Source organism: Hymenobacter glaciei, from assembly GCF_039539585.1.
In the GTDB taxonomy this organism is placed as follows: Bacteria; Bacteroidota; Bacteroidia; order Cytophagales; family Hymenobacteraceae; genus Hymenobacter; species Hymenobacter glaciei.
Map to the genome: position 1 here is coordinate 468,486 of NZ_BAABDK010000017.1, position 18,882 is coordinate 487,367.

At 58.8% G+C, this 18,882-nt stretch carries 16 protein-coding genes; 8 read left to right on the forward strand and 8 right to left on the reverse strand.

All coding sequences use genetic code 11. The annotated features are described in order from the left end of the window. The first annotated feature begins 17 nt into the window (after positions 1 to 17). The 3 genes from ABD837_RS12695 (at position 18) to ABD837_RS12705 (ending at position 2,576) form a co-directional block, all read left to right on the forward strand. Positions 18 to 596: an N-acetylmuramoyl-L-alanine amidase gene (locus ABD837_RS12695; protein WP_345054973.1), complete on the forward strand. Its 579-nt coding sequence runs from the start codon at positions 18 to 20 to the stop codon at positions 594 to 596. Positions 597 to 947: 351 nt separating this feature from the next. Continuing rightward, positions 948 to 1,655, forward strand: a complete 708-nt coding sequence (locus ABD837_RS12700; RefSeq protein ID WP_345054976.1) for a hypothetical protein — start codon at positions 948 to 950, stop codon at positions 1,653 to 1,655. A 39-nt stretch (positions 1,656 to 1,694) separates the two neighbouring features. Then, positions 1,695 to 2,576 carry a hypothetical protein gene (locus ABD837_RS12705; protein WP_345054977.1) on the forward strand — a complete coding sequence of 294 codons (882 nt, stop codon included), beginning with the start codon at positions 1,695 to 1,697 and terminating at the stop codon, positions 2,574 to 2,576. Positions 2,577 to 2,743: 167 nt separating this feature from the next. On the opposite strand, the gene ABD837_RS12710 is transcribed toward ABD837_RS12705, so the two are convergent. From ABD837_RS12710 to ettA, 4 genes are all read right to left on the reverse strand, one after another. Then, a complete protein-coding gene (locus ABD837_RS12710) occupies positions 2,744 to 3,043 on the reverse strand; it encodes a restriction endonuclease subunit S (protein ID WP_345054980.1) in 300 nt (99 codons plus the stop codon). A gap of 505 nt (positions 3,044 to 3,548) precedes the next feature. Next, the gene (locus ABD837_RS12715) at positions 3,549 to 4,967 is read right to left on the reverse strand and encodes a hypothetical protein (protein ID WP_345054982.1); all 1,419 of its coding nucleotides are present in this window, start codon (positions 4,965 to 4,967) and stop codon (positions 3,549 to 3,551) included. Between the two features lie 21 nt (positions 4,968 to 4,988). Beyond that, a complete protein-coding gene (locus ABD837_RS12720) occupies positions 4,989 to 6,143 on the reverse strand; it encodes a hypothetical protein (RefSeq protein ID WP_345054985.1) in 1,155 nt (384 codons plus the stop codon). A 51-nt stretch (positions 6,144 to 6,194) separates the two neighbouring features. Further along, positions 6,195 to 7,859, reverse strand: a complete 1,665-nt coding sequence (gene ettA, locus ABD837_RS12725) for an energy-dependent translational throttle protein EttA (RefSeq protein ID WP_345054987.1) — start codon at positions 7,857 to 7,859, stop codon at positions 6,195 to 6,197. A 291-nt stretch (positions 7,860 to 8,150) separates the two neighbouring features. Here ettA and ABD837_RS12730 point away from each other — a divergent pair, with 291 nt between their 5' ends. The 3 genes from ABD837_RS12730 (at position 8,151) to ABD837_RS12740 (ending at position 10,606) form a co-directional block, all read left to right on the forward strand. Further along, on the forward strand, positions 8,151 to 9,470 hold the full coding sequence (locus ABD837_RS12730) for a DUF349 domain-containing protein (RefSeq protein ID WP_345054990.1): 1,320 nt from the start codon (positions 8,151 to 8,153) through the stop codon (positions 9,468 to 9,470). Between the two features lie 101 nt (positions 9,471 to 9,571). Beyond that, positions 9,572 to 9,793, forward strand: a complete 222-nt coding sequence (locus tag ABD837_RS12735; protein ID WP_035561220.1) for a DUF2795 domain-containing protein — start codon at positions 9,572 to 9,574, stop codon at positions 9,791 to 9,793. A gap of 132 nt (positions 9,794 to 9,925) precedes the next feature. Further along, a complete protein-coding gene (locus ABD837_RS12740) occupies positions 9,926 to 10,606 on the forward strand; it encodes an ABC transporter ATP-binding protein (protein ID WP_345055003.1) in 681 nt (226 codons plus the stop codon). Positions 10,607 to 10,742: 136 nt separating this feature from the next. Here ABD837_RS12740 and ABD837_RS12745 read toward each other — a convergent pair whose 3' ends face one another. The 4 genes from ABD837_RS12745 to ABD837_RS12760 form a co-directional block, all read right to left on the reverse strand. Beyond that, a complete protein-coding gene (locus ABD837_RS12745) occupies positions 10,743 to 11,951 on the reverse strand; it encodes an FAD-dependent oxidoreductase (protein WP_345055007.1) in 1,209 nt (402 codons plus the stop codon). Between the two features lie 151 nt (positions 11,952 to 12,102). Further along, positions 12,103 to 12,846: an LOG family protein gene (locus ABD837_RS12750; RefSeq protein WP_345055106.1), complete on the reverse strand. Its 744-nt coding sequence runs from the start codon at positions 12,844 to 12,846 to the stop codon at positions 12,103 to 12,105. A gap of 440 nt (positions 12,847 to 13,286) precedes the next feature. Continuing rightward, positions 13,287 to 15,803 carry a TonB-dependent receptor gene (locus ABD837_RS12755; protein ID WP_345055010.1) on the reverse strand — a complete coding sequence of 839 codons (2,517 nt, stop codon included), beginning with the start codon at positions 15,801 to 15,803 and terminating at the stop codon, positions 13,287 to 13,289. Positions 15,804 to 15,962: 159 nt separating this feature from the next. After that, positions 15,963 to 17,399, reverse strand: a complete 1,437-nt coding sequence (locus ABD837_RS12760) for a hypothetical protein (protein ID WP_345055012.1) — start codon at positions 17,397 to 17,399, stop codon at positions 15,963 to 15,965. Between the two features lie 240 nt (positions 17,400 to 17,639). Between ABD837_RS12760 and ABD837_RS12765 the strand changes: the two genes are divergently transcribed. After that, positions 17,640 to 18,350 (forward strand): hypothetical protein, encoded by a 711-nt coding sequence (locus tag ABD837_RS12765; protein WP_345055015.1) that lies wholly within the window; start codon positions 17,640 to 17,642, stop codon positions 18,348 to 18,350. Positions 18,351 to 18,510: 160 nt separating this feature from the next. Continuing rightward, the gene (locus ABD837_RS12770) at positions 18,511 to 18,882 is read left to right on the forward strand and encodes a DUF6463 family protein (RefSeq protein WP_345055018.1); all 372 of its coding nucleotides are present in this window, start codon (positions 18,511 to 18,513) and stop codon (positions 18,880 to 18,882) included.

The following is an 18,882-nucleotide window of genomic DNA, read 5'->3' on the forward strand; positions in this document are numbered from 1 at the left end:
TCCTTTTTTCTGCGAACATGAGCTTCTGGAAAGGTATTATCGGCGCCAGCTTCACGCCGGCTGGGTTCGACCAATACTGCCACTTGCTGCACTGGCTGGCGTGGCGGCCCAGCTTCATTGTGCTGCACAACACGAGCGTACCCACCCTGGCCGCCCGGCCCAAAGGGCTTACCAAAGACCATATCCTGGGCCTGGAGCGCTACTACCGCGATGAGCAGCACTGGAGCGCCGGCCCTCACCTGTTCGTCGACGACCGCCAGATTTGGGTGTTCACGCCGCTCACCGTATCGGGGGTGCACTCGCCCAGCTGGAACAAGCTGGCCCTGGGCATCGAGATGCTGGGCGAGTACCAGACCGAACCCTTCAACTCGGGCCGCGGGGCCCAGGTGCACGCCAACGCCGTGGCGGCCGTGGCCCCCCTCTCAGCCGCGCTGGGGCTGGAGCCTGCCACGATGCGCATGCACAAGGAAGACCCCCTCACCTCCCATAAGAGTTGTCCCGGCAAGCACGTCGGAAAAGCCGCCTTCCTCAAAGAGGTGCAGGCCCTGCTGGCCGTGCGCCACGGCGGCGAGCACCTGGCGGTGCCGGTCGCCTGAGGCCTGTTCCCGACCCTTTTCCCTCTGCTCCCGATGAGTTTTATCCAAGTCGGGGCTCCTGGGTGACAGTTCCGGATAGTTGGAATCCAGTTCCGGATGATTTTTATCCTGCTCTGCACTGTTTTTACACATCTCCCGAAACCTCTTCCACCGCTCCGGACCATTGAATACCCGTTTCTACTACCCTAAAGCCTGCTCCGGACGCATTTTGGGCCGCTCCGGGTAGCTGAAATCTTGCGCTGGAACCCTGGCTGCTCCCACTACCCCCTCCGAAACTCTGGAAAAGCCATTTGTAGCCGGTATTCTCCTAAAAACACCATTCTAACCGCTCTCATCCGCTAGCCTGCTGCCATGAACAAAGACCGATTCGCCCGCCTCGCCCGCCACCGCAAGGTGCAGCAGATACTTGCCAATAATGCCGCCGCAGTGGCGGCCGTGCCTGCCTTCGCCAAGCTCGCGGCGCAGTACCAGCAGCAATTGGGGCTGCTCGATGGTACGGCCCGCAAGAAGGGCGTCGTCTCCGAAGGCGCCACCCTAGCCAAGTCCACCGTCGGCACTGCCCTCATTGCTCGCCTCGTGAAAGCTACCAATGCCCTCTACCTCCTATACAAAGCCGAAGAGCCCGCCAACCTGACCGAGGCAGCCAAAATGCACCGCCGCGACAGCGACTACACGACGATGCCCGAGCTGGCCCTGGCCACCGAAGCCACCGACCTGAACCAGCGCATACAGGCCCGCCAAGCCGACCTGAAAAAGGGCTACAACCTCAACGATGACTTCCTCGCCGCCCTAGCCGCCGATGCCGCCTCGTTCGGCACCCAGCTCACCGCCCCCCAGCTGGCCATCGACGCCGCCAAAATCAAGGGCGCCACCGCCCGCGTCACCCTCATCGCCCTCAACAACTTCCTCCGCGACGACCTACGCGCGGGAATGGAGCTGCTCAAAGACACGCATGAGGAGGCTTACAAGGCCCTGCGCGAAGCCAGCCAGGTGGACGATGCGCGGTATCGGAAGGGGAAGAGGGGAGAAGATAATGGCGCTTTGAGTAACGGTAAATAGAAATCTGAAACTAAAATCCCAACCTAACCACCAGTACTCATGAATAAATTACATCACAAACGCCAAAGAACGCTGTTTTTATTGATGACTTTGGTCCTTTTCGGATATAGGACTTACGCAGGTAATCCGTTGCCACTGACATACCGCCTTAAAGCATACACAATGTTACAAGAGTGTGACCAGACAGGAAATAAGCTGAACAAACCTATGACGACAGTAGTAGGTGGTGCCAAATTCACACTTACACAACCTCAGAAAAATGCTGCCGGAAACTATATTTTAGAGTTTTGGGATTGGAATGTCGACCCTGCTGTTAAAAATCTTCGGCTCGATGCAGCAGGGAATCAGCTATCAACTGGCACAGCAACGCCTTTAAGTCCGGATTTACAGGCAAAAAAGGCGGCCAGCAGCAATTATTTTGAATTTAATTATGATGCAACCACCGGAAATTCCCGATTTTTCCTCATCTCAGATGCTCAATTAGCATCTAGTGCTGAAGCGTTGGTAAATAGTTTTAGTCCCAATGTTGGTGCAGTGGTAATGCCTTTTAAATACCGTCCGCAAACGGGGGACTTCACAAAAGACATTACTTTCAGTGGCATGGGTGGCATCAGTTGGAACGTACATCAGCAAACCCATCATACTGTCTCAGGATTAATCGGCGTGGGCATTACTTCGGTTACGCTAACACCTAAAAACAGTACGTCAACTGAAAACACAGACCGTGCTGCCGTTACCTTGTCGTTTGCTGCACTCTATCAATGGGAGCGGCTTCAACTAGGAATCTTGGTTGGAGCTGACTATTTAGGTGAAGGAAGTGCTTCTTGGGTCTACAATAAGAAACATTGGCTAGCCGCTGGTATAGGATTTAACATTTTTAAGCCCGAAACCAATGATGCAAAGGACACAGGCAAGCAATAAGTAGACGTACTAGCCAATAGCAAGGGCCATACGTACCTGTAGCTTATTTTCTAACGCTGTTTCCAACTTCCATTTCTAGTTGCGCGGAAACATCTTTGTAGAATACCCAACCGAGTAAATAAAGCCGAGGATGCAACTAATCGCCGCGCCGCGGCTCGCCCTGCCACTCAGCCGGCCGCGAATAAGTCGCCCGTGCCCTCGGCGGCCAACTCCTTTTTCCGGCCCTGGCGCGGCACCACCAGTGCCGCTTCAGTTGCCGCCACCACACCCCCCGGCCCCGCTAGCGCCTCGTGCAGCGCCGTTTGCAGCAGCTGCCCGGCCAGCCGCCGGCTCTCGGCGATGCGCTGCTCCAGGGCGTCGCAGTGCCCTAGCAACTGCGCCAGCTTCGCCACGATGCGGTGCTGTTCCGCCAGGGGGGGAAGCGGGATGGGGAAGTTGCGCATATTGCCCTGCGTAATATTTTTCATTGACGGGCTGCTTCCATTAGCTGCATTCGCATAATGGGCACGAGCATATTGTGAATTATTACACAGGTTCGCATAAGCCACACTTACAAGAGGACTAAATGTGAAACGGATGCTCTTGTCACTTAAAAGAAGGTTGTAGTTGCCTTCCGGCACCACCACACTTTTCCCGACTAACTCCGTCGTGTTAGCTCTGCTGATAATAAAGTCGCCGGTGCGTATTTGAGCTGCTAATTCTTCGGGGACTTCTGCTGAGTAAAACTTGTTTTGCTCTGGCATGGCTGAACCGGTTCCAGCCGGCCCTTTCCAGCGCGGGCGTGATGTACTTGGTGCAGATGCCGCGCTCGGAAAGGTCTTTTTTGGACAGCTATGAGGTGGGCGGGTAGAAGAGCCGGTTATCGAAGGTAGTACCTCGTCGGGGCCGGCCGGCTAACTGTCTTTCCGATGCTGCCAACCTGCCGCCGCTTCGCGGCTTCGCCCACGCGATGGGTGCCCCGCTACTACGTTGCTAATAATCAAAGTCCCGCGGCTCGCCGGCCAGTTCGCGGCCGTGCAGCACCTGTTCGCGGGCGTAGTTGATGTTCCAGGGCTCGGTGGTCTCGTCGTCCCAGGTGTGTTCCAGGGGCGAGGGGTTCTGGGCCAACCCTAGCGCTTGGCGCTGGCAGTAGTCGTCGTAGGCATGGGGGAGGGCGCGGGCCAGTTGCTGGCGGCGCAGCAGCAGCTCGGCCTGGCGCAAGGCCGGCCGCCAGTCGGGCGCGTCCGCCTCAATGGGAACCACCAGCGGGGAATCGCGCAGGTTGCAAAATGCCAGCAGGGCTCCTTCGGCGTCTTCGTTGTCGCGGTCTTCAATACCTTGCTCCTGGGCCCGACGCAGCTCCATCAGGCCGGGCGTGGGGTCAATCTGCTCCATCACCATCCGAAAGTCTGCTTCGCCGTACAGGCTGAGCCAAGGCCGCGTTTCGGGCACGTAAGGCGCTACTGGGGCCACCGGTTCCTGGGGCGGCTCCGGGGCCATCGGTTCGGATTGGGGCTCAGCCATTGAGTCAGCGGGCGTTTCGGTGGCCGGTGCCGGGGTGGTATCGGCCGCCGCCGCCAGGGCGGGTGCTACCGGGGCGGGCGGGGCCGCCGGTGGGTTGCGCCAGCTGTCGGCAAGGTGCAGCTGCTGGTAGTGCTGCTCGCGCAGGCCGCGCACGTTGTGCAGGTGGCGCAGGTGGCCCGTGCCGTGGTGCTGGTCGTAAAAGCGGTACCAGGATGGGTACGCTGGTCCCTCGTCCTCCTCCTCATCGTCGTCGTCGAAGTCATCCTTATCCTCTTCTTCATCCTCGTCCTCGTCATCAAAGGCCTCTTCGCTGCCCGTGAAAACGTGGCTGTCGGGCGGCAGCAAGGCCAATTCGTCGGGGTAGTGTTCCGACCGCAGGTGGTGGTAATCCTGCCAGAGCGGGGTGCGGCGGTAGCGGCTCCAGTCGCCTTCGGGGCAGTCGGGCTGGTTCAGATAGTCGAGGTAAAGGGCCACTTCCTCGGGCGTAATGGCCGGTAGAAACGGGCACCGTTCGGGGTGGCGCCCCCAGTAGTCGAACTGGTCGGTCACGTGGATGTCGGGGTGCTGAAACAGCCCGGCCCGCCAGCGGCACTGCAGGTCGAATAGTTTTTTCTGCTGAATGCTCCACAGCTGGGTCTGGGCCCGCTCCTGCACCTCGGTGCTGCCGGCCTCGAAGTACTTGGCCCGCTGAGGCCCATCGAACACGTAACCCGCCTTGCGCAGGGCATACTGCTCAATGAAAGCCGCCACGCTGTCGGGCGTATAACCGGCAAAGTGCGGCTGGTACGCGGGGTTGGTTTGCAGCTCGTGCACAGTGGCCCGCACCAGCACAGCCCGCTCCTCCTGGCCTGCGGCCAGGCGCTCAAACACGTTTGGAGAAGGGTTCATACCAGTCAGAATAAAGGGCAATTAGTGAGGGGCGGGGTGGGCAATGCCGGTTTGCTCGCGCAGGCAGTATTCGTCGTACACTTCGCCCAGGGCTTCGCTCACCACGCGCCGCTGGTGAGCCAGGTAGGCATCGGCCAAGGCCACCCGCCAGTCGGGGCTGGCCGCAATGGGCACGGGCTGGGAAATTTCGCTGAGCAGGTCGTAGGTGTTCTCCGCGGTCTGAGTCAGCTGGTCCGGCTCCGGCCGATGTTCCATAACGCGCATGTAGTGCAACAGCTCAGGCGGCTCAAACTGCCGGAGCAGGGTTTCGGTTAGCGGCAGGTCGTACGCACTCAGGTATTGCAGGGCCGGTTCGGGGTCGGGAGCCTGGTCGGCTTCGGGCTCCGGCGTGGCAGGCACGGGAGCCGCCGCCTCGGTTTCCGGGTCATCCGCGTCGGGGTCATCCGCGTCGGGGTCATCCGCGTCGGGGGCATCGAAACGAACCTGCGGCAGGCGCAACAGCGGCCCCGCGCCCCGGTACAGGTCGAAAAAAGCGTACCAGTCGGGGTAACGATAGAACATGTTGAACAAGTGGCCCAGCGAGTCAATCAAACCCTCGGGTAAGTCGGGGCGCACCATGTCGTGGCCCGGTGAGCCCGACCCGGCTTCTTCCAGCAGGTGCCAGTGCCGGAACGACTCGTAGGCCTGCCAGTCGGTGGTGCGCAGGGCGTCGGCGTGCAGGTCCTGACAATCTTCGCTGGCCAGGTAGCGCAGGTACAAGGCCAGGTCGTCCTCGTCTACAGGGTCGAGCAGTGGGCATTGCTCAATGGCCCGGCCCCACTCCTTAAATTCTCGTCCGTCGGTCACGCCGGGCAGCTCCAGTTGGCCGGCCCGCCACTGGCATTGCAGGTTGAATAGCTTTTTCTGCTGGATTTCCCACAGCCGCCGGTAGGCCTGTTGCCGGGGCCATCCCGCCCGAAACTGCTCTTGTTCCAGCCAACCGGGGCCGTTTACGAGGTAGCTGGCCTTTTTTTCGGCGTATTCCCGCAGCACATTTTTGCCATCATAGGCAAACTGGAGCAGCCAGGCCTGCACGGCAGGGTCGGCCGCCAGCCGGGCTTCGGCTTCGGCCGCAATTCGGGCTTGTTCTCGAAAAACGGTAGCTTTTTTCTCGGGCTGGTTACGGGCAGTGCTCATGCGGCAGGATAAAGGAATACGGACTCCGCCAAGGTAGCAAACTGGCGCGATTTACCCCAGCTTCTTGTACCGCACGCGCTTCGGCTCCACGTCGCCCAGGCGCTTGCGCTTGGCCTCCTCGTAGTCGGTGAAGTTGCCCTCGAACCACACCACTTCCGAGTCGCCCTCGAAGGCCAGAATGTGGGTGGCCAGCCGGTCGAGGAACCACCGGTCGTGACTGATGATAACGGCGCAGCCGGCGAAGTTCTCCAGCGCGTCTTCCAGGGCTCGAATGGCGTTTACGTCGAGGTCGTTGGTGGGCTCGTCGAGCAGCAGTAGGTTGGCGCCCTGCTTCAGGGTCATGGCCAGGTGCACGCGGTTTTTCTCGCCGCCCGAGAGCGTGCCTACCTTCTTCTCCTGGTCGCCGCCGCCGAAGTTGAATTTGCTCACGTAGGCGCGGGAGTTCACCGGCCGTCCGGCGAGTAGCATGGTTTCGGTGCCACCCGTGATGGTGTCGAACACCGACTTGCTGCCATCCAGGGTGTCGTGCTGTTGGTCGATGTAGGCCGTTTGCACCGTGGGGCCCACTTCAAACGTGCCCGCGTCGGGCTGCAACTGGTCGGTGATGAGACGGAACAGCGTGGTTTTGCCCGCGCCGTTGGGCCCGATGATGCCCACGATGCCGCCCTGGGGCAGCGAGAAGCTCAGGTTCTGGAACAGCAGCTTGTCGCCGAACGACTTGGTGATGCTTTCCGCCTCAATCACCTGCGCGCCCAGGCGCGGGCCGTCCGGAATAAACAGCTCGAGTTTCTGCTCCTTGTCTTTGGCTTCCTCGCTGGCCAGCTTGTCGTAGTTGGCCAGGCGGGCCTTGCCCTTGCTTTGGCGGGCTTTAGGTGACATGCGTACCCATTCCAGCTCGCGCTGCAGGGTTTTCATGCGCTTGCTTTCGGTGTTTTCCTCGCGGGCCATGCGGTCGGTTTTCTGCTCCAGCCACGACGAGTAATTGCCCTTCCACGGAATGCCCGAGCCCCGGTCGAGTTCCAGAATCCAGCCGGCCACGTTGTCGAGGAAGTACCGGTCGTGGGTTACGGCGATAACGGTGCCTTTGTACTGCTGCAGGTGCTGCTCCAGCCAGTACACGCTTTCGGCGTCGAGGTGGTTGGTGGGCTCGTCTAGCAACAATACATCGGGCTCCTGCAGCAGCAGGCGGCACAGGGCCACGCGGCGCTTTTCGCCCCCCGACAGGTTGCCAATGAGGGCCTCTTCGGGTGGGGTGCGCAGGGCGTCCATGGCGCGTTCCAGCTTCGAGTCCAGGTTCCAGGCGTCGAGCTGGTCGAGGCGCTCCTGCACCTTGCCCTGGCGGTCGAGCAGCTTGTCGAAATCGGCATCTTCGGCTCCGAAGGCCTCGTTGATTTCGTCATATTCTTTCAGCAGGGCCACGGTTTCGGCCGCGCCTTCTTCCACCACCTCGCGCACCGTTTTGGTGGGGTCGAGCTGGGGCTCCTGCTCAAGGTAGCCCACCGAGTAGCCCGGCGAAAACACCACCTCGCCCTGAAACTGCTTATCAACACCGGCAATGATTTTCAGCAGGCTTGATTTGCCCGAGCCGTTGAGGCCGAGTACCCCGATTTTAGCGCCGTAGAAAAACGAGAGGTAGATGTTTTTGAGAACTTGCTTCTGGGGCGGGTAAATCTTGCTTACCCCGGCCATGCTGAAGATGATGGTCTGGTCGCTCATAGGAAAAAGGGAGAGTTGCTGAAGAAGGAGTACTGCCGCTGCCAGCGAGGCTGGCCGTTGCGGAGCGCAAAGAACGGTAAACCCGGCGGCCCATACCAGCATTGCCGTCACCAGCTTCAAAGCCAAAAATTCGCACATTGGCATATGTGCGAGGTACGTCATCCCATCATGGCCTTTTTACCGTAAACTTGTAATTCCTTCCTGCCTATCACGTTTCCGCCTCGGTACCTTTTCGCCCATCTGCGCTTTCCCATCCCCCACACTCTTCCTACCCACGAGGTTATTATCTGTATGGAATCATCCGACCACTTGCTGGCCGACGCCCAGCGTTTCGGCTACGTGGAAGCCGACGGCGTTTGGCTGCGCCCTGTACTCGCCCAGCCCGCCCGCCAGATTGGCCAGGTAAAGGACACCCCCGAAGCGGCCCTGCTTTATTTCGCTCAACGCTTCGGCTTGCTGCGCACCAAAGTCGAGACGACGCTGGCCAACATGGCTGCCAGCGATAACAAAGGCTCTTTCCTGATGAAGGTGCTCCACCTCAAGGAGCAACTCAAAAGCTACGAGGGCCTTGGCGACTTCGAAGCGCTGAACGAGCAGCTCGTAGCCGCCGAAGACGCCATGGCCGTGACCGTAGCGCAAAACCGCGAAAAAAACCTGGCCACCAAGCTCGGCTTCATTCAGGAAGCCGAAACCCTGCGCAACAGCATTGAGTGGGTATCGGCGAGCGAAAAGGTGAAAGACCTGCGCCAGGGCTGGTTGAAAACCGGCCCTGTCGAAAAAGCCCGCGCCGAGGAACTTGAAAACCGTTTCCAGCAGGCCATTCAGGTGTTTTTCGACCGCCGCAAGGCATTCCAGTCCGACAAAAAGGCCATGGCCAACCGGGTGCAGGCCCGCTACCTCGACCTTATTCAGCAGGCCGAAACCCTGAAAAACTCCGACCAGTTTGAAGCCACCTCGCGCCAGCTGAAGCTGTTGCAGCAGGCCTGGCGCGAAGTGAATGGCACCTTGCCCAAAAAGCAGGCTTCGGAGCTTTGGACGCGCTTTCGGGCGGCCAACAATCACTTTTTCGAACGGCTCAAGGCGCACATTGCTTCGCAGCAGGCCGCTGGCGGGCCCGGTGCTCCGGCACCCGCCGAGGTGCTGCTGGCCCGCAAGCGCGCCCTTGCTGAGCGCGCCGAGGCGCTGATGAACGTGCCCCCGCAGGAAGCCATTAACCACGCCAAGGCCCTGCAGGCCGAATGGAAGCAGGTAGGCACCGTGCGCGGCGAAGAATCGGACCGCATCTGGCAGCGCTTTATGGTGGCCTGCGACAAAATTTTCGAGCTCAGCGCCCTGGAATACCACCTGCGCAAGCGCACCGATGGCACGCCCCTGCCCACCGACCCGGCCGAGCGCGCCCGCTTCCGGGCCACCACCCTGCGCACGTTGCTCGTCGATGACAACCAGGAGCTGGCCACCCTGCGCGACAACCTCGCCAACCTCAGCCCCAGCCCCGCCAACGATGCCTTCCGCCAGATGCTGCAAACCAAGGTGCGCTCGTTTGAGCGAAAAATCCGCACCAAAAACGACCTGATTGAGCTATTTACCCAGCAAGCGCAGGCCGCTGGTTGAACCTTGGCCCGCGTTATGCGTTGTCGAAAGCAACGCACCCGCCGGTTTGTATCTTAGCCGGAAAACCTTACCTTCGCCAACCTTTTTTATTCCTCCGCATCATGTACTGGACACTCGAACTGGCTTCTTACCTGGAAGACGCTCCCTGGCCCGCCACCAAAGACGAACTTATTGACTTCTCCATCCGCTCGGGCGCGCCCATGGAAGTGGTGGAAAACCTGCAAGCCCTGGAAGACGACGGCCAGCCCTACGAAAACATCGAGGAAGTATGGCCTGACTACCCGACCAAGGAAGACTTCATGTTCAACGAAGACGAGTATTAATAGAATTATGAGTGTTGAATTATGAATTATGAGTTGATTGACGATTCATCTTCGGAACTCATAATTCATAATTCAACACTCGTAATTCCCGCGCTCTGCGCAGAAAATTTGGTTGCGGGCTACCCCGGTAGGGTGTTGGTCCGCAACCTTTTTTTGTGCCTGCCCGAGCCGGCTTTCGTAGCCATTATAGGTCATAACGGCGCCGGCAAAACCACGTTGTTTCGGGTGCTTACGGGCCAATTGCCCTACCAGGGAAGCGCGCAGTTGCATGGGCAGGAGGTGCGCACCTTGCGTCGCGCTACTACTGCCGGTTTGCTGGGCTACCTGCCCCAACGCGGCAGCCTGGGCTTTGCCATTGCCGTGCGCGAGCTGGTGGTAATGGGGCGCTACCGCCACCACGGGCTGCTGAGCGCCTACTCAGCGGCCGACTACCAGCTGGCCGATGCCGCGCTGGTCCGCGTGGGAATGGCCCATCTGGCCGCGCGCGACTTCACCCAGCTCTCGGGTGGCGAGCAGCAACTGGTGTGGCTGGCCCAGCTTAGCCTGCAGGATGCGCAGGTATACCTGCTCGACGAGCCCACCCAGCAGCTCGACCCGTACTACCGGCGCCAGGTGTTCGGCCTGGTGCATGGCTGGGCAAGTCAGGAGAAAAAAACCGTGTTGTGCAGTACACACGACCTCGATAACCTCGCCGAGCTCACCGGCTACCTGCTCAACTTGTCCGAGCCCGAGCCACAGCTGCGGCCCCTCTCGCCCAATACTGTGCAGGAAGCCCGGGGCTGGCTGGAACAGGCACCTGAACGCTTCGCTTAATAGAAGAATTAAGAATGAGGAAGGAAGATTGGAAAATGGCAGGGAGGTCTCGAACTTCCTCATTCCTCATTCCTCATTCCTCATTCCTCATTCCTCATTCCTCATTCCTCATTCCTCATTCCTCATTCCTCATTCCTCATTCCTCATTCCTCCGCCCCGGCCGGCCGCGGAGCACCTGTCCAATAGACCGCATAAATGGCCCGGGCGACACCGAATTCATGATTTGCAGATTTTCGATCCAACTCGTTTCTTCATCCAGAAAGCGAAAGATGCGCTGCACCGGGTTGCGTTCGAATAGCTGCCGAAAAATGTCGCGCACCGACTCACCCCGGCGTTGCATAATGTCGAGTAGTAGCGTGTCGAACAGCCCGAACTGCCAACGGTCGCCGGTGGCATCGGCGGGCGGGTGGCCAGTGGCGGCCAACGCGGCCACTAGCCGCGCCGAGTGCCGCTGCACGCGGGCGAATGTATAGCCGGTGCTGGGCTTTGAACGCCCGGCGCGGGTGCCCAGGTGCAGGATGTGTGCGCTCAGGCGGGCCGGTAGGGGGTGGTCGGTCATGGGAATGGAACCGCCTTCTTCGGCTACCACCCGGTAGGGCAGCCCGCCCAGGTGCCCGGCCAGGTAGGCCCGCAGCTCAGCTTCGTACTCGGCTTTTTGCAGCACTCGCTCCGAAAAAACGGTAAACTCGACCAGCGCACGGCGGGGCGAGAAGGGCAAGGCGTACACAAAGCGCGTTTGCTGGTGCTGGGGCACCCGAAAATCCATGAACTGCACCGTATTAGGGTCGAATACGTCTTCGTCGGTCTCAATTTCCCAGCCTAGGAAATGCTGTTCGAGGTAACGATGGCGAGCGGGGTTGCGGGCCAGCTTGGGCAGTCGGCTATCAAAAACGTAGCGGGCAGTGAGTTGCTGCCCATCGGCTAGCGTCGCCACGGCACCGTGGCCATCGGAGGCTTCGGCCAGTGCCGTTACGCTGCCAGCCAGCCGCACAAACTGCTGGGGCCGGGCCGCCAGCGCCGCCTGCACAAACGCGTAAAATTCGCCCGCTCGCACCATCCGGTAGCGGTAGGGGGCAAGCTGCAATACCTTCTCGAAGCCGGGAGTGCGAATAACAAGCCGCTCCCAGCGGTGGGCTTCAACGGCTGAAAAGGGGGTTTCGCCGGTTGCCCAGTAGCGCCAGGTGCGGTCATCGGCTTTCGCCGCGTCGGGCTCTACGAGCAACACCCGCTGCCCGGCCAAGCGCGGTTCCTGCGCGATGTGGTAAGCCAGGCTCAGTCCCGAGGCCCCGCCGCCCACGATAAGGTAGTCGAATTCTAAAACAGGAGCAACGGCAGATGGCAGCATAAAACAGAACAACGTGCGGCGTTCGACCACAAAACTACCCACAAAAAAAGCCGCTCCCGAAGAAGCGGCTTTTACTGGTAATGGTTTTAAAAACGCTAAACGTCGTCCACGAAATCCGTGCAGTCCGCGAAGAATCCGCCAAATCTGTGGTCTAGAAGTTCGGCGACAGCAGGTACTTGTGGTAGAAGTCGTCGATGATTTTCACGGCTTCGCTGGCGTCGTCTACAATCTGCACCAGATTCAGGTCGATGGCCGAGATGTTTTGCTCCTCGTCGAGCATCACGTTCTTAATCCACTCGAACAGGCCGTTCCAGTAGGCCGAGCCCACCAGCACGATGGGGAAGCGACTGATTTTCTTGGTCTGAATCAGGGTCATCGCTTCAAACAGTTCGTCGAGTGTGCCGAAGCCGCCGGGCATGCCCACAAAGGCCTGCGCATACTTCACAAACATCACTTTCCGCACGAAGAAGTAATCGAAATCGATGCACTTGTCCTGGTCGATGTAGATGTTGTGGGTCTGCTCGAAGGGCAGTTCGATGTTGAGGCCCACCGACTTGCCGCCCTCGGCGCGGGCACCTTTGTTGCCGGCTTCCATGATGCCAGGGCCGCCGCCCGTAATCACGCCATAACCGTGGCGCACGAGCTTGGACGCAATTTCCTCGGCCAGCTTGTAGTAAGGGTTGTCGGGCTTGGTGCGGGCCGAGCCGAAAATGCTCACGCAGGGTCCGATTTTGGACATCTTCTCGAAGCCCTCCACGAACTCAGCCATCACCTTGAAAATCTGCCAGGAGTCGGCGATTTTAATCTCGTTCCAGTCTTTGTCGACAAAAGCTTTGCGCAAGCGCTGCTCGTCTTCGAGGGCCATGGCGGTTTCGCCGTTGGTGCTCTGGCGCATCTCCGTGATAGAGGTGAGCTTGTCGTCGTTCACGTTGGGCTGCTTGATGGTTTTGCCGCTGCCGGCATTCAGCGCGTCGTCAGCAATTTTGGTTTTGCTGGTTTTGGGGTTTTTAAGTGTAGCCATATGATTCGGTTGGGAATTCCTGCAAAAACAAAATCGCCCCGGAAACGGGGCGACCAAAAGTAGGGCGTCAAAGTTATCGAATTGTTACCGAATAAAAATGCGATTACTCAAAGGATTTTATCGACAGCAATTGCAAGTGGGAATGTAGAAGGGCAAAGGTGGGAAGGTAGTTAAATTTAAAAAGACGGTCATCCTGAGCGTAGCGAAGAACCTTATCACGCCTGGAGCCTCGTTGAACGAGCATCGTTTTTTGGTGATAAGGTCCTTCGCTACGCTCAGGATGACCGGTTCTTATAGGTGCTGAATCCAGTTTATTACTTCGCTCCCAGCGCCGGCAGCATCACCTTTAGCTCGGCGGAGTAGAGGCGGCCGATGAAGGGCGAGGCCACGAACTCGCGCATTTTGGTGTCGAACAGATTCACGACCTGGGCCGAGGCCGTGAGGTAGGAGTTCACGCGGTAGCCGGCGCTCACGTCCACGGTAGTGAAGCCGCCGAGGGGGCCGTAGTTCCAGGTGCGGCCGTAGCGGGCGTTTTCCTTGATGTTGAGCGTGGAGTTAGCGGCGGCGGCCACGTTGATGCCGGAGTAGAAATCATAGGCCTGCACGTAGCGGCCAAACACGGAGCCGAAGAATTTCTGGCCGCTGTAGTTCAGGGCTAGGCTGCCTTTGTGATTGGGCGTGTTGATGGGCAGGTCGACTTCTTTCTGCACTTTGCCATCCTTGTTGCCATCGTTTTTCAGGTCGGAGTAGTCGAGCTTGAAGTCGAAGTACGAGTAGTTCAGCGCCAGGCTCAGCGACGACGAGAGGAAGTAGCTGAATCCAAAATCGGCGCCGTAGGTGTCGACCTGCCCGAAATTGGCATAGGTGAGCACCGTGGCCGCGCCGGCTTCGGGCGTGCCGGGTACTACCTGCGACATGGGTGTGTCGCCGCGCTTCACCACTTTGCGACCCAGCGTGGCGATGTTGATGGCCGGGCTCAGAAAGTTTTGCGAGCGGTTGTAGTAGGCGTTGGCGTCGATGAGAAACTTGGGCGTGACCTTGCCTTTGTAGCCAATTTCCACGGTTTTGATGGTCTCCACTTTCAGCTTGTCAATCACGGTGCCGTCACTCAGGGTGAAGCCCTGGCCGTTGCCCAGCAGCAGGCCGCCGAAGAGGTAACCGTCGAGGTTGAGGATGGTGGGCGCGGCAATGCCCTGGCCGTAGGTCAGGCGCAGGTTCTGGTCGTTGAGCGACCACACCAGGCCGCCTTTCGGGATGAAGTTGAAGCCGTACCGGTCGTGTTGGTCGGCGCGGGCGGCGGCAATGAGCTTGAAATGGCCCGGCAAGGTCAGTTCGCCCTGGGTGTAGAGGCCGATTTGGTTGATGACGATGTCGCCGTCCCGGTCAAACAAATACGTGTGCTGGCTGAAGGCCATGTCGCGCTGGTACTGCGTGCCCAGCACGAGGTTGAAAACGCCGAATGTGTTGTTGTACTGCACTTCACCATTCAAGCGGCGCGAGGCATCCTTGAACACGGCGCCGCGCTGCAGGGCCACGCCGGCGGTGGTCGTTTTGCCAAACCACTGCTCGCCGTAGGAGCGGCTGCGGGCCTCTTCTTCGCTGAAGCCGGCGTCCTTGAAGCTCAGGTAGTTCTGAGTGCGCTGGTTGATGGCGTAGGTATCAGCCGTTTTGCTCCAGGTGTTGTATACCTGCGCAAACCAGCGCGGCGACACGTAGCGGGCGTGCAGGTACTGCACGCTCCAGTCCTTAATTTGGTTGCGGCCGGCGTTGGTCTGGGCCAGGAAGCTCGACTGGTTGCCGCCGTACGACACGATGATGTCGGCCTTGTCGGTGAGGCTGTAGTACACGGCGGCCTCACCGTGCAGGCTCTTGAAGGTGCGGTCCAAGTCAATTTCCTTCCCGGCGTGGAAGACGCCGGGGCTGGCCGGTGTGGTGGTTTTGAAGGCTGTATTGGTGTAGTACACGGTATCGGTGTAGGCGAAATCCTCGCCCCGCGTGTACTCGCCCGTCACCTTGAAGGCCAGCTTGGAATTGAGCACCTGCGCGTGCCGGAAGCGGCCCGAAAACACGCTCTGGTTGCCCAGCCCCAGCGCCACCGTGGTGCCGGCCGAGCGGCGAGGGTCCTTGCTGATGGTGTTCACCAGCCCGTTGTGGGCGTTCGGCCCGTAGAGCGCGGCCGACGGTCCCAGAATAATTTCCACCCGCTCAATGTCTTCCTTCACCACACTCGTTAAAGGCCCCAGCGGCAGGCCGGTGGCAATGAGCGTGGACAGGCGCGCATCGTTCATTTGCAGGTTCTTGGGGTTAAAAGCGCTGTTGAAGCCGCGCACGTTGATGCCCGTGCCCAGCACGCCGGTTCGGATGTAGTCGACGCCCTTCTGCCGGGCCAGTAGCTCGCCCACATTGAAGGACGGCAGCTCGTCAATCTGCTTGGCGGTAATCAGGTCGATGGTGGCCGGGGCCTCGGTCAGCTTCTCGGGGCGGCGCGAGGCCGATACCACGACTTCGCCGGCCATGACGCTGGTTTGGGTGAGCCCTACGGTGCCCAGGTCGACGATGGCCTCGCCGATTTCTACGGTGCGCGGGGGCAGCTCGTAGCCAATGGAGGAGAACACCACTTTGTAGGTGCCCGGCTTGAGGCCGGTAATCGAGAAGTCGCCCTCGTTGCCGCTCGACGTGCCAACGGTGGTGCCGGCAATGAGCACGCTCACGCCCGGCAACGCTTCTTTGGTGGCGATATCGACCACGCGGCCGCGCACGCCGCCGCCCTGGGCGGCCACGACCAGCGTTTGAAAGAGGAGCAGAAAAAGGAGTAAAAGTCGAGCGGCCATAGTCGTTGCAGTTGAAAGGGTTGAGTGGGATTTTGAGTCGGAGGGCAGTAGCGGAACGAATCTACCGGCCTCCCTCACCCGATGCCTTCCCGCACCTCAAATAAGCGCGGTGGACTTAACCACCGCGCACCGCGCCAAACATCCGCAACTGGTTGGTGCTCAAACAATTTCTCCCTGCTGCAACAGCATGGACCGAATGCGCCCGCACAAGTGCGGAATGCAGGATTTTACCTCGTTCAATTGGTCTTCGAGCAGGCGGCGCTTGTGCGGGTTGCCGAAATGCAGCTGCCCCGAGCCTCCAATCAGCGCCACCAGCTGGTCGTCGTCAATCTCATTCTCCACGTAGCGGCTGATGTGGTAGTACCACTCCAGGGTGGGCACGTAGTTGGGGCGGGTGCGGTAGTCGGCCTCCTTGGCCAGCAAGTGGTGCTTGTGGCAGGCGCGCAGCAGCTTGTCGTACTTCTCCTGCAGCACCAGCGCTTGGAAGTAGGCCACGAAGAAAATGTGCCAGCGGTGGGCTAGAATCTCCTTCGCGTTGTCGCGCAGGAAGCTGTCGGCCAGCTTTTCACCGTCGGCGGGCTGGCCGTTCAGGTTCAGGCACTTGATGTAGAAGGCCATGAAGCCGATTTTGTTGCGCACGTTGTTCGTGTGCCGCACCGATGGAAACGACTGCTTCATGAGGGCCAGCGCCTCGTGGATTTTGCCCTGCCGCAGCAGAATCGCGCTGTAGTTGTTGAGGTAGTGCAGGTGGTCAGTGTTTTTCTGCTTGATGCTGAGGTAGCCGAACTCCTCGGCCTGCTGCAGCACATCAAACTTGGAGTGCAGCAACACGCTGTTGGCGTAGTAGTTGAACAGGATGCGGCGCGAGTAGAACATGCCCTGGCGCAGCAGCCCGTCCAGGGCCTCGTACACGGCCTTCAGCTTGTCGAACTCAGAGTAGTTGAAGTACAGAAACGTGAGCCGCACCACCGCGAAATAGCGGTTCAGGCCGTCAAGCGTGTCGTCGTAGAACGTGGCCAGCAGCCAGGGCTCCCACTGCCGGCTCTCGGTGGCGTTGCGGGTGTACTGGCTCGTGATGTCGAGCGTGGCCTGGTGCAGCTGGGCAAACGTGGCCTTGCTCAGCTCGTAGGCCGCCCGCTGCTGCTCCACGAACTGGGCTACCAGCGCGTGCTCCTTAAACCGCATCCGCACCAGCAGAAACTGCTGGTAGCTGAGCGTCAGCTCGTAGAATTTCACGAAGTAGAAAGCCGGCTTGTCGTAGCGCACAATGGCCTGGAGCAGCGCTTTTTCCTCGGCCGGGGCTATGGAATCGGTCATGATTTGCTGGTCGAGCGCGTTGAGGTGCACCAGGTGCTTGTCCACGTCGATGCTGGCCAGGCGCTGCTGCACCCACTGCATCAGGTTGGAATACTTGCGCTTGTCGATGCCGGGCCGGAAGGCCACCGGCGTGCGCGGGTGGTGGCAATTGTATGCCAGCGTTTCGAGAATCTCGCGGTTGTCGGCATCCTGAAACTGCTGCACCTGTTGCAGCCAGGCCACTTCGTGCGGCAGCACATCGGCGGCAAACTCGGCGAACTTCTCTAGTTTCTTTTTCACAGAATAGCGGCGTGGGTGGGCGGGGCATCCAATTTACCGGAAATATTCAGGTTGGTGGGCGGTGAAGTGCAGACGTAAAAAAAGCGCGGGGTTAGCGCGCTTTTTTGGGATGAATGAACGTCATGCAGAGCGCAGCGAAGCATCTCGCTCGCATCTTTATGAGCGTATTTGTTTGCATTCTGCTTTTGGCATCAGTTTCAATTTCAGAATCAATTGCTTTGCCTATTATTCTAAATTGTCATGATAACTAATCCCGGTCCTATTACTAATCAACTAGAATGGCTGCCTGTAAAAAGGGAAGGCATAGCATTTGATTTGCTCGGATTGCCAGCAGGGTTTGACGCATACTTGAAAATATTACATCCAATTGGGGTTGACCGTAGCATTCCGATTACTGCGTATTCTTTTGCCAAACGCACAATAGCTGACCTAAATACGCGTGCAGCTTTTTGGGATAAATACGGAATTGCAAATGGCAAACCTGAGCCTAGCAAATTAGAAAATGTAAGCTACCGCGAGATTGCTGCCAGCTTAGGAATTGCATATAATTCAGAATTCAACAGCGAAACCATTCAGCAATTTTATGGAGAATGGCCACCTCATCTAGGTAGCAGTATTGCGCTTGAAGAAGCTTTCGTGCAGCAGATAATACAGATTTTGGGGCCTGAAACCGAAACGTATTTCTACGGCTCAGTGGAGGAAGGAACTTATCACTTGGATAACGACGGCTTGCCGGTAGAATGGCTACAACAAGGTGTCGCTTCGGATTTACTTGAAGTATACCGTCGTGACAGTCAGCTTCCGACATATCTATTTGCCGTTGACCATTCTTGGTGCCTTTATCAAGGCGAATGGATTGATTGGGTAGCTGTTGGCTGTTCCGCTCATGTGACACATGCGTTGATGGCCCATCCGAGTTTGGAAGTTTTTCGCCTAAGTCCGTTGGATTAAAGTTCACGCGAGATGCTTCGCTGCGCTCTGCATGACGTTCGTTATTTCACGAACGCCGCCAGGGGCTGAGAGATTGCCAGCCCGCTAATAGCCCCACGAGGTGCCCGTAAGACCGAACTGGTTATGTATATTTGATTAAATATTCAAATACACAAATTATATGAAGCGTTGGATTGGTCGAGCATTGGTAGCTATTGGAATGCTGCACACGGTTTTTGGAGTAGTAGTTTTTAGTTCGGTCTGGGCGGAGCTCTTCCGGGAGGGCGTGCTGAATACCGTAAACCAGCAGCCGATGCGCAGCGTGGCCTACTGGTTTCTCTTCTTTGGCTTTTTATTGCTGCTGCTGGGTGCTCTGGTTGACTGGTGTGAGGCGCAAGCAACCACGCTGCCCGCATTTCTAGGCTGGGGGCTGCTGGCTATGACCTTGGTCGGGGTCGCCGTGATGCCCATTAGCGGCATGTGGCTGGCCCTCATTCCTGCCATCGGCCTCATCCGCCAGCAGGTAGCATCTGCACCAAAGGTGCTAGCCTAA

Bases quoted from the DNA above. Each gene is read 5' to 3' on its own strand.
- ABD837_RS12695 (WP_345054973.1), top strand. From the start codon at position 18: ATGAGCTTCTGGAAAGGTATTATCGGCGCCAGCTTCACGCCGGCTGGG.
- ABD837_RS12700 (WP_345054976.1), top strand. From the start codon at position 948: ATGAACAAAGACCGATTCGCCCGCCTCGCCCGCCACCGCAAGGTGCAG.
- ABD837_RS12705 (WP_345054977.1), top strand. From the start codon at position 1,695: ATGAATAAATTACATCACAAACGCCAAAGAACGCTGTTTTTATTGATG.
- ABD837_RS12710 (WP_345054980.1), bottom strand. From the start codon at position 3,043: ATGAAAAATATTACGCAGGGCAATATGCGCAACTTCCCCATCCCGCTT.
- ABD837_RS12715 (WP_345054982.1), bottom strand. From the start codon at position 4,967: ATGAACCCTTCTCCAAACGTGTTTGAGCGCCTGGCCGCAGGCCAGGAG.
- ABD837_RS12720 (WP_345054985.1), bottom strand. From the start codon at position 6,143: ATGAGCACTGCCCGTAACCAGCCCGAGAAAAAAGCTACCGTTTTTCGA.
- ettA (WP_345054987.1), bottom strand. From the start codon at position 7,859: ATGAGCGACCAGACCATCATCTTCAGCATGGCCGGGGTAAGCAAGATT.
- ABD837_RS12730 (WP_345054990.1), top strand. From the start codon at position 8,151: ATGGAATCATCCGACCACTTGCTGGCCGACGCCCAGCGTTTCGGCTAC.
- ABD837_RS12735 (WP_035561220.1), top strand. From the start codon at position 9,572: ATGTACTGGACACTCGAACTGGCTTCTTACCTGGAAGACGCTCCCTGG.
- ABD837_RS12745 (WP_345055007.1), bottom strand. From the start codon at position 11,951: ATGCTGCCATCTGCCGTTGCTCCTGTTTTAGAATTCGACTACCTTATC.
- ABD837_RS12750 (WP_345055106.1), bottom strand. From the start codon at position 12,846: ATGCGCCAGAGCACCAACGGCGAAACCGCCATGGCCCTCGAAGACGAG.
- ABD837_RS12755 (WP_345055010.1), bottom strand. From the start codon at position 15,803: ATGGCCGCTCGACTTTTACTCCTTTTTCTGCTCCTCTTTCAAACGCTG.
- ABD837_RS12765 (WP_345055015.1), top strand. From the start codon at position 17,640: ATGATAACTAATCCCGGTCCTATTACTAATCAACTAGAATGGCTGCCT.
- ABD837_RS12770 (WP_345055018.1), top strand. From the start codon at position 18,511: ATGAAGCGTTGGATTGGTCGAGCATTGGTAGCTATTGGAATGCTGCAC.